This is a genomic window from Nocardioides sp. (genome assembly GCF_014360585.1).
Taxonomy (GTDB): Bacteria; Actinomycetota; Actinomycetes; order Propionibacteriales; family Nocardioidaceae; genus Nocardioides.
Map to the genome: position 1 here is coordinate 104,840 of NZ_JACIXG010000002.1, position 13,614 is coordinate 118,453.

A 13,614-nucleotide genomic window follows, 5' to 3' on the forward strand; every position below is an offset into this window, starting at 1 on the left:
GCGGTACCCGAATCCATCCGGTTCAGCCCTTGTCGAAAACAAGAACGTGTTCTAATCTGGACACGTGTCCAGCGCAACGAGCACCCGCCAGGCAGAGACGGTCGAGCGACTGTTCGCCGCAGGCCTCGACGAGCTTCGCCAGGTCGGGCACGAGGCGCTGACCATCCGCTCGGTGGCCCTGCGCGCCGGGGTCTCCTCGGCGACGGCCTACACCTATCTCGCCTCCAAGAACCGTCTCTTCGCCGAGCTCTTCTGGCGTCACCTCGCCGAGATGCCGGCGGACCGGACGACCGGGTCCAGGGTGGAGCGGGTGCAGGAGGCCGTCCGCGGTCTGACGACCCGGATCGCCGAGGAGCCCGAGCTCGCCGCGGCCGTGACGCCGGCGCTGCTGGGCAGCGACGCGGACGTCGCCCGGCTGCGACTGCGGATCGGGGCGGAGTTCGCCGCCCGGTTCGAGGCAGCGCTGGGCGACGGGGCCGGAGCCAAGGACGACGACGCCGTGCGCGAAGCGCTGCTGCTGGCCTTCTCGGGCGCGCTGCTGCAGGCGGGCATGGGCCTGATGACCTACGACGAGATGGCCGACCGGCTCGCCCCGGTCGTGGCCGTGATCGTCCGTGAGGCGATGTATCGAGCCTGTCGAGATGAGTGAGATGACCAGCACCACCACCGAGATCTTCGACCCCTACGACTACGACTTCCACGAGGACCCCTATCCGGTCTACGCCCGGCTGCGCGACGAGGCGCCGCTCTACTACAACGCGACCGACGACTTCTGGGCGCTCTCCCGGCACGCCGACGTGCACGCCGCGGTGAAGAACGACGTCACCTTCTCCAACCGGATGGGCGTCTCGCTCGACGCCAGCGCCTGGAACTCCGAGGCCCACCGGGTGATGTCGTTCCTGGCGCTGGACGGCAAGGAGCAGACCCGGCTGCGGAAGCTGGTCTCGGCCGGGTTCACGCCACGGCGCGTACGTGAGCTGACCCCGCGCATCCAGGCGCTCGCCGACCACTACCTCGACGCCCTGACCGCGGTGGGTGCCGAGCAGGGGGAGGCCGACTGGATCGCCGAGCTGGCCGGCAAGCTCCCGATGGACGTGATCTCGGAGATGATGGGCGTCCCGGCCGCCGACCGCGACGAGGTGCGACGGCTGGCCGACCTGGTGGTGCACCGCGAGGACGGCGTACGCGACGTGCCGGAGGCCGGGATGACGGCCGCGCTGGAGCTGATCGGCTACTACGCCGAGATGGTCACGCAGCGTCGCGGCCGGCCCAGCGATGACCTCACCTCGGCGCTGGTCGAGGCCGAGGTCGACGGCGACCGGCTGCTCGACCACGAGGTCATCGCGTTCCTGTTCCTGATGGTCGTGGCCGGCAACGAGACCACCACCAAGCTGCTCGGCAACGCGCTCCACCACCTCGGTGCCCACCCCGATCAGCTCGCCGAGGTGTTCGCCGACCCGGAGAACCCCACGCTGGTGAGCGCGTGGATCGAGGAGACGCTGCGCCACGACACCTCCAGCCAGATGCTGGCCCGGTACGTCGCCGAGGACGTCGAGCTCCACGGGCAGACCGTCCCTGCCGGGTCGAAGCTGCTCGTCCTGCTCGGCTCGGCCAACCGCGACGAGCGGGTCTTCGCCGCACCCGACGTCTTCGACATCCACCGCCCGGCCGACGAGCTGGGCAGGATCATGAGCTTCGGCGTCGGCCGGCACTTCTGTCTCGGTGCCAACCTGGCCCGGCTCGAGGCCCGGGTCGTGCTGGCCGAGCTGGTGCGGCGTACGTCCGGCTTCGTCGTGCATCCCGAGCGCTCGATCCGGGTCCACTCGACGAGCGTGCGCGGCTTCGCGGCGCTGCCCGCCACCTTCGTCCCCAGGGGTCGCTGATGACCAGATCCGAGAAGTACGCACAGCCCGACCGCCGCCCGGCGGTGATCACCGGCGCATCCTCCGGGATCGGCGCGGAGACCGCGAAGGCGCTGGCCACGGCCGGTTTCCCGGTCGCGCTCGGCGCCCGGCGGCTCGACCGGGTCGAGGAGATCGCCGCCGCGATCCGGGCCGACGGGGGAGAGGCGGTCGCGTACCCCCTCGACGTGACCTCGGACGACTCAGTGGTCGAGTTCGCCGCGAAGGTGGTCGCCGACCTCGGCGAGGTCGAGGTCCTGGTCAGCAACGCCGGTGTCACTCATCCGGGAGCGACCGTCGACGTCTCCACGGAGACCTTCGGTCACCAGGTCGACATCAACCTGCTCGGTGCCCATCGTGTCCTGCGCGCCTTCGGGCCAGGGATGATCGAGCGGCAGCGCGGCGACCTGGTCTTCGTCTCCTCCGACGTGGCGGTGAAGCCGCGACCGTTCATGGGAGCGTACGCAGCCTCCAAGTGGGGCCTGGAGGGCATGGTCAACGCGCTCCAGATGGAGCTGGAGGGCACCGGGGTTCGCGCTTCCATCGTGCGACCCGGCCCCACCCACTCCGACATCGGCAACGAGTGGCCCACCGAGCTCGGCGGGTTCGTCCTGGAGCAGTGGGCCCGATGGGGCCTGGCCCGGCATCCACACTTCCTCAAGGCCCAGGCGCTGGCCGACGCGATCACGTCGGTCGTGACCGCCAAGCGCGGTGTCCACATCAGCACCATCGACGTCGACCCCGAAGCCCCTGTGCAGGAGGCACGATGACGATCCCCACGGTCTCCACCGTCCTGGACGACCAGGACCCGAGTGTCCCCGAGATCATCCGGGGGACCGGACACCTGCCCGAGATGCGGGTCGACCCGATCTCGCTGTTCACCCGCGTCCGCGAGGAGTGCGGTGACCTCGGTCGCTTCCGGCTCGCCGACAAGGACGTCGTCCTGGTCACCGGGGCCGAGGCCAACGAGGCGTTCTTCCGGGCGCCCGACGACGTGCTCGACCAGGCTGCCGCGTACCCGTTCATGACGCCGATCTTCGGCAAGGGCGTGGTCTTCGACGCCTCGCCGGAGGAGCGGCAGCAGATGCTGAAGAACCAGGCGCTGCGTGGCGACATGATGCGCGGGCACGCGCAGACGATCGAGGCCGAGATCCGCCGGATGATCGCCGGCTGGGGCGATGAGGGCGAGATCGATCTGCTCGACTTCTTCGCCGAGCTGACCATCTACACGACCTCCTCGTGCCTGATCGGCAAGCCGTTCCGCGAGGAGCTCGACGCCACCTTCGCCCAGCACTACCACGAGCTGGAGCACGGCACCGATGCCATCGCCTACGTCGACGCGTACGCCGACATCGAGAGCTTCCGGATGCGCGACGCCGCCCGGGAGCGGCTGGTCGAGCTCGTCCAGGCGATCGTGGACAAGCGGGTCGCGCGGGGGAAGGTCGCCAAGGAGGACCGCGACCTGCTCGACGTCCTCATCTCCATCGACATGGACACCGATACCATCACCGGGATCTTCATCTCGATGATGTTCGCCGGGCACCACACCTCCTCGGGCACGGCGTCGTGGGCGATGATCGAGCTGCTGCGGAACCCGTCGGTGATGGCGGAGGTCACCGCCGAGCTCGACGAGCTGTACGCCGACGGCAGCGAGGTCTCCTTCCAGGCGCTTCGCTCCATCCCCGTGCTCGAGGCGACGCTGAAGGAGACGCTGCGGCTGCACCCGCCGCTGATCATCCTGATGCGGCTGGTGCAGGAGGACTTCGAGCTGCTCGGCGAGACCATCCCGGCCGGCACCCTGCTCGCCGCCTCGCCGCGGGTCTCCAACCGGATCGAGGCCGACTTCCCGAAGGCTGCGTCGTTCGATCCGTCGCGCTACATCGACCCGCGCCAGGAGGACATGCAGAACCGCTGGACCTGGATCCCGTTCGGTGCCGGCAAGCACCGCTGTGTCGGCAACGCGTTCGCGATGATGCAGATGAAGGCGATCTTCTCGGTCGTCCTGCGCGACTACACCTTCGAGGCCGCTCAGCCGCTGGACTCCTACGCCGACGACTTCACCAAGATGGTGATCCAGCTCCAGCAGCCCTGCAAGGTCCGCTACCGCAGGCGGGCATCGTGAAGCTCATCGCTGACCTCGGCCTCTGCCAGGGGCACCAGGAGTGCCTCGCCGAGGCCCCCGAGCTCTTCGCCTTCGACGACGACAGCTACCAGGTCGTCGTACGCATCACCGAACCGTCCGAGGAGCAGCTTCCGGCCGCGCGCGCGGCCGTGAAGTACTGCCCTGCTTTCGCCCTATCGCTGGAGGACCGACGTGTCTGACCTGGACCGCACCGAGATCGAGGGGTTCTGGGCCCATTGGCTCGACCTCAACCGCCAGGCGGAGGCCGACGGCAGCTGGTCGCCGCTGGCCGACGTGTATGCCGAGGACGCGACGTACGGCTGGATGTACACCCCCGACGAGCACTTCATGGCCGTCGGCCGCGACCAGATCCGCGAGTGGGCGCTCGGCACGGAGATGGCCGGCCTCGAGGGCTGGCACTACGACTACCAGGCGACGGTGATCGACGACGTGAACGCCATGGTGGTCGGCTTCTGGCGCCAGCGCGCGGGGATCATCGACGACGCGACCGGCGAGGAGTACGAGATCCTCGGCATCGGGGGCTCGTGGTTCGGGCTCGCGCGGCGTCCCGACGGTGAAGGTCTGGAGTTCGCCTGGCAGCGCGACTGGTTCGACCTCGGCTCCACCGCGACGACCTTCCTGGACATCGTCAAGGCGAAGAAGGCGACCCAGGGGCTCCTCGACCGGATGTCGCTCAACGGCATCGAGCAGCCGGGCCACTACCGGCGCAAGGACCTGCCCAGCACCGTCTGGCCGCCGCCGGTGGCCGACGGGAAGTTCCTCACCCAGAGCACATCGGTTCCGGCTGCACTTCGACAGGAGACCCCCAAGTGAACCGCACCCCCACCAACCCTCCCGCTCAGCAGTACGTCGACGGCAAGCTCGGCGCTGCGAGCAACGGCGAGACGTACGCCATCCTCAACCCCGCCACGGGAGCGGAGATCGGTCGCGCGCCCGACTCGACGGCCGAGGACATGGACGCCGCGATCGCCGCCGCTCGTCGAGCCTTCGACGAGACCGACTGGTCCACCGACGTCGCCTTCCGGATCCGATGCCTCCGCCAGCTGCACCAGGCGCTGCTGGACGACGTCGATGCTCTGCGGGACCTGACCACCGCCGAGGTCGGGGCGCCTGCGTTCCTCGTCGCCGGGCCCCAGCTCGACGCCCCCATCGAGACCCTGAAGTGGGCGACCGACCTGGCCGAGCGCTACGAGTGGGAGCAGGACCTCGGCGTCGGGGTCACCATGGGCGTCTCCTCGAGGCGCACCGTACGGAAGGAGTCGGTCGGCGTCGTCGCGGCGATCACGCCGTGGAACTTCCCCAACCAGATCAACCTGGCCAAGATCGGTCCGGCGCTCGCCGCCGGCAACACCGTGGTGCTCAAGCCCGCCCCGGACACCCCGTGGGTGGCGGCCGAGCTCGGGCGCCTGGTCGCCGAGCACACCGACATCCCGGCGGGCGTCTTCAACGTGGTGACACCGCGCAGCAACGAGGTCGCCGCCCTTCTCGCCGAGGACCCCCGCGTCGACCTGGTCTCCTTCACCGGCTCGACCAGCACCGGCCGCAGGATCATGGCCGCCGCCGCGCCGACCCTGAAGAAGGTCTTCCTCGAGCTCGGCGGCAAGTCGGCCGCAATCGTCCTCGACGACGCCGACATCGCCGCCGCTGCCTCGATGGCAGCCTTCTCGGTCGCCGTTCACGCAGGTCAGGGCTGTGCCCTGACCACCCGCCTGCTCGTGCCGCGCGCGTCCTACGACGCGGCCGTCGAGGCGGCGGCCGCGACCATGGCCTCGCTCGGCGCCGGCGACCCCGCCGACCCCGGCACGATCTGCGGCCCGGTCATCTCGGCGGTCCAGCGCACGCGCATCCTCGGCTACCTGGCGCTCGCCGAGGAGGAGGGCGGTCGGTTCGCGACCGGTGGCGACGTGGCCGTCCAGGACGGTGACCTGGCCGGCGGCTTCTGGGTCCAGCCCACCGTCATCGCCGGTCTCGACAACACCGCCAGGGTCGCCCGCGAGGAGATCTTCGGACCGGTGCTGACGGTGATCCCGCACGACGGCGACGACGATGCCGTACGTCTTGCCAACGACTCGCCCTACGGCCTCTCGGGCTCGGTCGAGTCCGGGTCGCTGGAGCGCGCGAAGTCGGTGGCGGCCCGGATCCGCACTGGCACCATCGGCGTCAACGGCGGCCAGTGGTTCGGCCCCGACGCCCCCTTCGGCGGCTACAAGCAGTCCGGCCTCGGCCGGGAGATGGGCGTGGCCGGCTTCGAGGAGTACCTGGAGACCAAGCTGATCGCGGAGCCGGCATGAGCGAGACGACTGTGTTGGTCTCGACACGCCTCCGCCTAGCGGCTCCGGCGGCTCGACCAGCGGTTTCGTCGGCCGATTCGGCCGGATGGGCGCGCGCGAGCGACCCCCGGTGGTCGAGCCGGGCGAGCGCCAGCGAGCCCGTGTCGAGACCAACACGGTCGCCATGCGACCAGAGTGAGAGGAAGCACGATGAGGTTTGAGGGCAAGGTCGTCGTGGTCACGGGGGCGGCGCAGGGGATCGGGGAGGCGTACGCCAAGGGGCTTGCCGCCGAGGGGGCCGCTGTCGTGGTCGCGGATCTGAACGAGGAGAAGGGGGAGCGGGTCGCCAAGGAGATCGAGGCGGCCGGCGGAGTCGCGAGGTTCGTACGCTGCGACGTCTCCGACCACGAGTCGGCGGCTGCGCTCGCGGCTGAGACGGTCGAGGCGTACGGCGGGATCGACGGTCTGATCAACAACGCCGCGATCTACGGCGACATGGCCTTCGACCTGCTGATCACCGTCGACTGGGACTACTACGAGAAGTTCATGAGCGTGAACCTCAACGGAGCCCTGGTGATGACCCGTGCGGTCTACCCGGTGATGCAGCGGCGCGGCGGCGGGGCGATCGTCAACCAGTCCTCGACCGCTGCCTACCTCTACTCCGGTTTCTACGGCCTGGCCAAGGTCGGGATCAACGGCCTGACCCAGCAGCTCGCCCACGAGCTCGGTGGGATGAACATCCGGGTCAACGCGATCGCTCCCGGCCCGACCGACACCGAGGCGACCCGCACCCAGGCCGGTGACGCGGCCAAGGACATGACCAAGCAGATGGCGATCAAGCGCCTCGGCACCACCGAGGACATGGTCGGGACCGCGAAGTTCCTCCTCTCCGAGGAGTCGTCGTGGATCTCGGGCCAGATCATCGCCGTCGACGGAGGCGGGACGTTCCGACTGTGAGCACCAGGACGCGCGCGGGATTCATCGGGCTGGGCAACATCGGCAGGCCGATGGCGCTCCAACTCGCCAAGGCCGACGGCATCGACCTGTGGGTCCACGACATCGCCCCCGAGCCCGTCGCCGAGCTCGAGGCCGCGGGCGCTAAGGCGGCCGCCTCGGTGGCGGAGCTGGCGGCATCCGTCGACGTGCTGAGCGTGATGGTCCGCGACGACGACCAGGTGCGCCAGGTGCTGGCAGAGGTGCTGACGGCTCGCCGGACGACCGGCAGCCGCCTCACCGTCCTGGTGCACTCGACCGTCTCGCCCCACACCCCCACGGAACTGGCCGCGACCGCCGCTCCCCACGGGGTCGACGTGCTCGACGCACCGGTCTCGGGTGGACCGATGGGCGCCGCCGACGGCACTCTGGCCATCCTCTGCGGCGGAGGGGCCGAGGCGTACGCAGCGGCATCCCCGGTCCTGTCAGTGATGGGCGCCAAGGTCGTCCATGCCGGTCCGGTCGGCGCCGGGACGAGATTCAAGCTGGCGCGGAACCTGCTCCACTTCGCCTCCTTCACCGCCGCCACCGAGGCCCAGCGGCTCGCCGAGGCGGCCGGGCTGGACCTGGTCGCGCTCGGTGAGGTCGTCCGCCACACCGACGCGATCACCGGCGGGCCCGGCGCGATCATGCATCGCGACACCACCGCAACGATTGCCCCCGATGACTTCTGGCACGGCGTCTTCGGCCACGTCGTGGCGCTGGGGGAGAAGGACCTCGGCTTCGCGATCGAGCTGGCCGAGGAGCTCGGCGTCGAGGTGCCGCTGGCCCGGCTCGCGCTCGAGCGGCTGGCGCCGGGTTTGGGGATGTCCGACGTCGAGGGGGTCTCGACAGGCTCGACCACCGCAGAGAGACTCGACCGCCGCAGAGAGACATGAGTGACCATGCCTGACGACAAGTTCGCCGAGCTCCCCGAGCAGCGGGCCAAGGGCCTGCGCAAGATGGAGGAGGTCTACGGCTTCGACATGGCCGACGGCGAGGGCGACTTCTTCCGCTATACCGCCGACCACCTCTTCGGCGACATCTGGCAGCGCCCGGGTCTGACCACGCGCGACCGGCGGCTCCTGCTGATCGGGCTCCTCGCCGGCCAAGGCGCCGCGGACGTGCTCGGGATCCAGATCCCCGCCGCGTACGCCAACGGTGAGCTCTCCGAGGACGAGCTGCGGGAGATCGTGGTTTTCCTGAGTCACTACGCGGGATGGCCCAACGGTGCCAGGATGAACACGGTCGTCGAGGAGACCATCGGCAAGGCCCGAAGAGAGGCCCAGGGGAAGGCTCAGCGCTCATGACGTACGTCATCACCCAGTCCTGCTGCAACGACGCCTCCTGCGTGGAGGTCTGCCCGGTCGACTGCATCCACCCCGGACCGGACGAGCCCGGGTTCGGTGGCGCCGAGATGCTCTACATCCACCCCGACGAGTGCATCGACTGCGGCGCCTGCGAGGACGCCTGTCCGGTCAACGCGATCTTCCCGGACTACGAGGTCCCGGATGTGTTCGCGCCCTACACCGACATCAACGCCGCCTTCTTCGAGTTCACCGGCGAGCAGGACGCGCCCGCGCCGCTGCCGCCGCCAGGCCCCAAGATCGCCGGGTCCGGTCCGCTCAAGGTGGCCGTCGTAGGGGCCGGGCCGGCCGGTTGGTACGTCGCCGAGGAGCTGGCCGCCACCCGACGCTGCGACGTCGAGATCACCGTCATCGACCGGCTCGCGACCCCGTACGGTCTGGTCCGCTACGGCGTCGCGCCCGACCACCTGGACACCAAGGAGATCGCCTCCGGCTTCGCGAAGACGGCGCGACACCGCCGGGTGCGCACCCGCTACAACGTCGATGTCGGGCGTGACGTCACCCACGAGGAGCTCCTCGGCGCCCATCATGCGGTCGTCTACACGACTGGTGCCGGCGAGGGCCGCAGCCTCGGGATACCCGGGGAGGACCTGCCCGGCTCGACCTCGGCGGCCGAGCTCGTCGGCTGGTACAATGGGCATCCCGACCGGGCAGCGCTCAACTTCCCGCTGACCCACGAGCGCGCCGTCATCATCGGCAACGGCAACGTCGCCCTCGACCTCGCTCGCCTGCTGCTGGCCGACGAGGCCGCGCTGAACGCCTCCGACCTGGCTCCCGCCGCGCTGGCGGCGCTGGCCGCCAGCGGCATCCGCGAGGTCGTCGTCACCGCCCGGCGTGGGGCGGAGTACGCCGCCTTCACCAGCCCGGAGCTGCGGGCGCTGGCCGACGACGCCGCCCTCGACGTCCTGGTCGAGGAGGCAGACCTGGCGGGCCTGCCGACCGAGGAGGAGACGACCGAACGCAACGCCGCGACCTTCGCGGCGCTGCAGAAGGCGGAGCTGCTCCGCGACCTGGCTGCCCGGCAGCGTACGGACGCCGCGAAGCGGCTCGTTCTCCGCTTCGGCCTGACCCCCACCGAGATCCTCGGCACCGACACCGTCACCGGAGTGCGCTTCGACAGCGGTGAGGAGATCGAGGCCGGCCTCGTCGTCCGCGCCACCGGCTACCGCTCCGCGGGCGTCGCCGGCGTCCCGGCCGAGGTGGACACCGGCCGCTTCCACCACGAGGCCGGCCGGGTGGTCGGAGCCGAGGCGACCTACACCGCGGGCTGGGCGAAACGCGGTCCCAACGGCGTGATCGGCACCAACCGGGCCTGCGCCGCCGAGACCGTACGCACCCTGCTCGACGACCACGCAGCAGGCTCGCTTGCCGACCCGACTGGCGAGCCTCTCGACGACGTCCTGGCGGCACGCGGTGTGACCGTCGTCGACCAGACCGGCTGGAACAACCTCGATACGCATGAGCGTGACTCCGGCAAGGAGATCGGCCGCCCACGGGTGAAGGTGACCGATCGAGAGAACCAGGTACGCATCGCGGCCCCCGCACGTGTCTGACTGCGACTCGATCGCCGACTCGGCGTTGGGTTGTCTGCAAGAGTGGGTGGAAACCGATCCTCGGGGGAAAGGCACTCCATGTCAGACAGCGAGTTCAAGGACTGGAACCAGTCGATCATCGACGAGTTCCGAGCCAACGACGGCAACGTCACCTCGGTGCCGTTCGGGCGCGGGCTCGTGCTCGTGCACCACACCGGCGCCAAGACGGGCACCGAGCGGGTCTCGCCGGTGGCCAACATCCGTCAGGACCCCGACACCTGGCTGATCGCCGCTTCCAAGGCCGGAGCCCCGGACAACCCAGCCTGGTATCACAATCTCCTGGCCAACCCGGAGACCAAGATCGAGACGCCCGCGGACGGTGTCGTCGAGGTCCGGGTCAGCGAGCTGACCGGCACGGAGCGGGACGCCGCCTGGGAGCGTTTCAAAGCGATGAGCCCAGGTTTCGGAGAGTACGAGGCGAAGACCGACCGGGTCATCCCGGTGCTCGCGCTGCACCGCAGATGAGCGACCTCTGGGTCTCAGACAGGTAGGTCTCAGGCAGGTAGGTCTCAGACCGGCGTGATCGGCAGCGACCGGCGCGGCTCGAAGGCGAAGTCTGCGCCGGTGCTGAATCGCACCACGGCGACCTCGGAGGCCTCGGGGACGGGTTCGGGGCGGCGTACGATCTCGGCCCGCCAGCCGTCTGCGCCGGTGTCTCCCAAGGGCGTCACCTCTACGTCGAGGTGAGGGTCGAGGGCATGCACCGCCGCCTGGATCGGAACGAACCATTCCGGGCCGATCAGCGAGACCCAGGCGTCGTCCTCGTCGGCAGGCGAGGGCCGCACGACCAGCGCCTCGGCCTCGATCTCCACCGAGACGTACGCAGCGGGGTTCAGCATCGGGTGGAGCGCGAGCAGCCGGAGCGCGCCCTCGGTGTCCGCCGGCAGCGACAGAGCCCGAGCCAGGCGTGAGCCGGCGATTCCGGCGACCCCGACCAGCTGCTTGCGGCGGATGTCGACGAGCTGTTCGGGCGAGGCCACCCGGGGCTCCAGCGCGAGGGTGAACCCACGGTCGAGCAGCGCCATCTGCAGGCAGACCTCGTCGGCGATACGCACCAGCGCGGAGTGGGAGAAGGCGGCGAGGTCGAGGTCGGAGACGAGCGGTCCGGCGTAGTCGGCCGCGCCGTCGTCGGCAGGGTCGATCGGGGCCAGCTCGAGGCTCGCCGCCCGGGAGCGCTCGTTGAGCGCCAGCTCCGGGACCGCGACCGCCTCGGGGTGGGCGTCGTCGATGACCACCGTCCAGCGACAGTGCGGCGTCCGGCCGGCGGGCATCCGCGGGGGCCGGTGGACCGGGCGGACCTGCGCCCGCGGGTGGGTCGCGACTGCGGTGGCGTCGAAGGTGGGGTCCTCGATGTCATGGCACATCCCACGGACGTACTCCTCGCCCATCGGCTCCACGTCCATGAGCGCTCCGCAGTGGTCCAGGTGGAACTCGCCATGGCGGGCGTCGTGGACGGTGTAGCGGAAGTCCATGAACTGCGGAGGTGCGCCGATGTCGAGCTGGAGGCCCTTGAAGATGATCGGCACGTCACCCTGGCCGGGCACCGCCGGCGCATAGCCCAGTGCCGCCTGCATCCGCCGGGTGTAGATCGGCGAGGCGGACGCCCACTCCACGATCGCGATCCGCAGCATCTCCTCGCGGCCGAAGGCGGAGATGCACCAGGCCATCCCCGAGCGGTCGATCAGCTGGCCGATCAGGAGGAGCTCGCGGACGGTCTCGGCGAGCTCGTCCCGGGTCAGGACGGCATAGCGGGACGGGATCAACGGATGTGGAGCTTCCGCATCCACCGCAGCGACGTCTGCATCTGCTTGGCGTAGTCGTCGAAGGTCTGCTTGCCCTGCGGCCCCATGACCTGCTTCTTCAGGGTCGCGACGTTCTGGGTCTCGGTGTACTTGAGCAGCCCCTGGTCACCGTGGCGGGCGCCGACGCCGGACTGCTTCATGCCGCCCGACGGGGTCGACTTGGAGGCGTACGCGGTGGCCAGGCCGTCGTTGATGTTGACGTTGCCCGACTCGATCCGGGCCGCGACCTGTTGTGCGCGCTTGAAGTTCGTGGTCCACACCGAGGCGTTGAGCCCGTACTCGGTGTCGTTGGCCAGCTCGATCGCCTCCTCCAGGGTGGAGTAGCGGTGGAGCGAGACGACCGGTCCGAAGGTCTCGGTCACCCCGTGCAGCATCTCCTTCGTGGTGCCTTCCAGGATGGTCGGCTCGAAGAAGGTCGGCCCGATGTCTGGGCGCGCCTTGCCGCCGGTCAGGACGGTGGCGCCCTTGGCGATCGCGTCGTCGACGTGGGACTGCACCCGCGCCAGATGGTCGGGGGAGACCAGCGCTCCGAGGTCCGGTCCGAAGGCGTACGCAGCCTCGATCCGCATCGACTCGACGGCGGCGACGAACTTGTCGCGGAACTCGTCGTACATCGCCTCGGGGATGTAGATCCGCTCGATGTGCATGCAGATCTGGCCGGTGTTGCCGAAGACGGCGAACATCGAGCCCCCGACCGTCTCGTCGATGTCGGCGTCGTCGAGGACGATCATCGGGTTCTTGCCGCCCAGCTCGAGGCAGGCGCCGATCAGGTTGCGCCCGGCCTGCTCACCGATCACCCGCCCGGTGGCGGTGGACCCGGTGAACATCGCGTAGTCGACGTTGTCCATCAGCGTCGGGCCCACGTCGGGCCCCTCGCCGCAGACGACCTGGAACAGGCCCTTCGGCAGGCCCGCCTCCTCGAGCAGCGCGATGCCGAACAGCGGCGAGAGCGCCGTCTTGTTGTCGGGCTTGAGGAGCACCGCGTTGCCGGCCATGAGCGCCGGGATCGCGTCGGAGAGCCCGGTCGCGAACGGGAAGTTCCATGGCGCGATGACGCCGACCAGGCCGCGCGGCGGGTGGCGCTCGATCGAGCTCGACAGCAACGGCATCATCCCGGGCCGCAACTTGTCCTTGAGCAGCTTCGGCGCCCGCTTGAGGTAGTGCGAGATCACCATCGGCGGGTCGCACACCTCCTCGAACGCGATCCGGCGGGCCTTGCCCGACTCGGCCTGGATGAGGTCGGCGATCTTGTGCTGGTTGCGCAGGATCAGCTCGTGAGCGCGCTTGAAGACGGCCAGCCGCTCCCGGAGCGGTGTCGCCGCCCACTTGCGCTGGGCGGCCCGGCCCTCGGCGGCTGCCCGCTCGACATCGGCCGGAGAGGACTGTGGCAGCGCGACCAGCACCTCGCCGGTGTAGACCTCGGTCAGCTTCCAGGACGCACCTGTGGAGGAGGGGACCCGGGAGACCAGCTCGGTCAGCAGCTCCTCGGTGATCCAGTCGGGGCGGCGTACGTCTGCTGTGTTCGCTGTGTCAGTGCTCATGTCTGCTTCCGATCAGCTGTTGTCGG

Annotated in this window: 14 protein-coding genes; 12 read left to right on the forward strand and 2 right to left on the reverse strand. The window is 69.9% G+C overall.

Annotated features, from left to right (window positions below):
• The first annotated feature begins 64 nt into the window (after positions 1–64).
• The 12 genes from H5T77_RS01320 (at position 65) to H5T77_RS01375 (ending at position 10,710) form a co-directional block, all read left to right on the forward strand.
• Positions 65–649: a TetR/AcrR family transcriptional regulator gene (locus H5T77_RS01320; protein ID WP_292644180.1), complete on the forward strand. Its 585-nt coding sequence runs from the start codon at positions 65–67 to the stop codon at positions 647–649.
• Positions 642–1,883: a cytochrome P450 gene (locus H5T77_RS01325; protein ID WP_292644182.1), complete on the forward strand. Its 1,242-nt coding sequence runs from the start codon at positions 642–644 to the stop codon at positions 1,881–1,883. Before H5T77_RS01320 ends, H5T77_RS01325 begins: the two co-directional genes overlap by 8 nt.
• A complete protein-coding gene (locus tag H5T77_RS01330; RefSeq protein WP_292644183.1) occupies positions 1,883–2,671 on the forward strand; it encodes an SDR family oxidoreductase in 789 nt (262 codons plus the stop codon). The genes H5T77_RS01325 and H5T77_RS01330 overlap by 1 nt, the downstream gene beginning before the upstream one ends.
• Positions 2,668–4,023, forward strand: coding sequence for a cytochrome P450 (locus H5T77_RS01335; RefSeq protein ID WP_292644185.1), 1,356 nt, complete (start codon positions 2,668–2,670; stop codon positions 4,021–4,023). Before H5T77_RS01330 ends, H5T77_RS01335 begins: the two co-directional genes overlap by 4 nt.
• Positions 4,020–4,223 (forward strand): ferredoxin, encoded by a 204-nt coding sequence (locus tag H5T77_RS01340; protein WP_292644187.1) that lies wholly within the window; start codon positions 4,020–4,022, stop codon positions 4,221–4,223. Before H5T77_RS01335 ends, H5T77_RS01340 begins: the two co-directional genes overlap by 4 nt.
• The gene (locus H5T77_RS01345; RefSeq protein WP_292644189.1) at positions 4,216–4,857 is read left to right on the forward strand and encodes a hypothetical protein; all 642 of its coding nucleotides are present in this window, start codon (positions 4,216–4,218) and stop codon (positions 4,855–4,857) included. Before H5T77_RS01340 ends, H5T77_RS01345 begins: the two co-directional genes overlap by 8 nt.
• Positions 4,854–6,335 carry an aldehyde dehydrogenase gene (locus H5T77_RS01350; protein WP_292644191.1) on the forward strand — a complete coding sequence of 494 codons (1,482 nt, stop codon included), beginning with the start codon at positions 4,854–4,856 and terminating at the stop codon, positions 6,333–6,335. Before H5T77_RS01345 ends, H5T77_RS01350 begins: the two co-directional genes overlap by 4 nt.
• A gap of 189 nt (positions 6,336–6,524) precedes the next feature.
• Complete coding sequence (locus tag H5T77_RS01355) at positions 6,525–7,271, forward strand: SDR family oxidoreductase (protein WP_292644193.1); 747 nt, start codon at positions 6,525–6,527, stop codon at positions 7,269–7,271.
• The gene (locus H5T77_RS01360) at positions 7,268–8,185 is read left to right on the forward strand and encodes an NAD(P)-dependent oxidoreductase (protein ID WP_292644195.1); all 918 of its coding nucleotides are present in this window, start codon (positions 7,268–7,270) and stop codon (positions 8,183–8,185) included. The genes H5T77_RS01355 and H5T77_RS01360 overlap by 4 nt, the downstream gene beginning before the upstream one ends.
• Before the next feature lie 6 nt (positions 8,186–8,191).
• On the forward strand, positions 8,192–8,596 hold the full coding sequence (locus H5T77_RS01365) for a carboxymuconolactone decarboxylase family protein (protein ID WP_292644197.1): 405 nt from the start codon (positions 8,192–8,194) through the stop codon (positions 8,594–8,596).
• Positions 8,593–10,206, forward strand: coding sequence for an FAD-dependent oxidoreductase (locus H5T77_RS01370; RefSeq protein ID WP_292644199.1), 1,614 nt, complete (start codon positions 8,593–8,595; stop codon positions 10,204–10,206). The genes H5T77_RS01365 and H5T77_RS01370 overlap by 4 nt, the downstream gene beginning before the upstream one ends.
• A gap of 78 nt (positions 10,207–10,284) precedes the next feature.
• Entirely contained in the window at positions 10,285–10,710 is a 426-nt protein-coding gene (locus H5T77_RS01375) for a nitroreductase/quinone reductase family protein (RefSeq protein WP_292644201.1), read from the forward strand.
• A gap of 44 nt (positions 10,711–10,754) precedes the next feature.
• Here H5T77_RS01375 and H5T77_RS01380 read toward each other — a convergent pair whose 3' ends face one another.
• Both H5T77_RS01380 and H5T77_RS01385 read right to left on the reverse strand, forming a co-directional pair.
• Complete coding sequence (locus tag H5T77_RS01380) at positions 10,755–12,032, reverse strand: hypothetical protein (RefSeq protein ID WP_292644203.1); 1,278 nt, start codon at positions 12,030–12,032, stop codon at positions 10,755–10,757.
• Entirely contained in the window at positions 12,005–13,588 is a 1,584-nt protein-coding gene (locus H5T77_RS01385; protein WP_292644205.1) for a succinic semialdehyde dehydrogenase, read from the reverse strand. Before H5T77_RS01385 ends, H5T77_RS01380 begins: the two co-directional genes overlap by 28 nt.
• Positions 13,589–13,614: the final 26 nt, after the last annotated feature.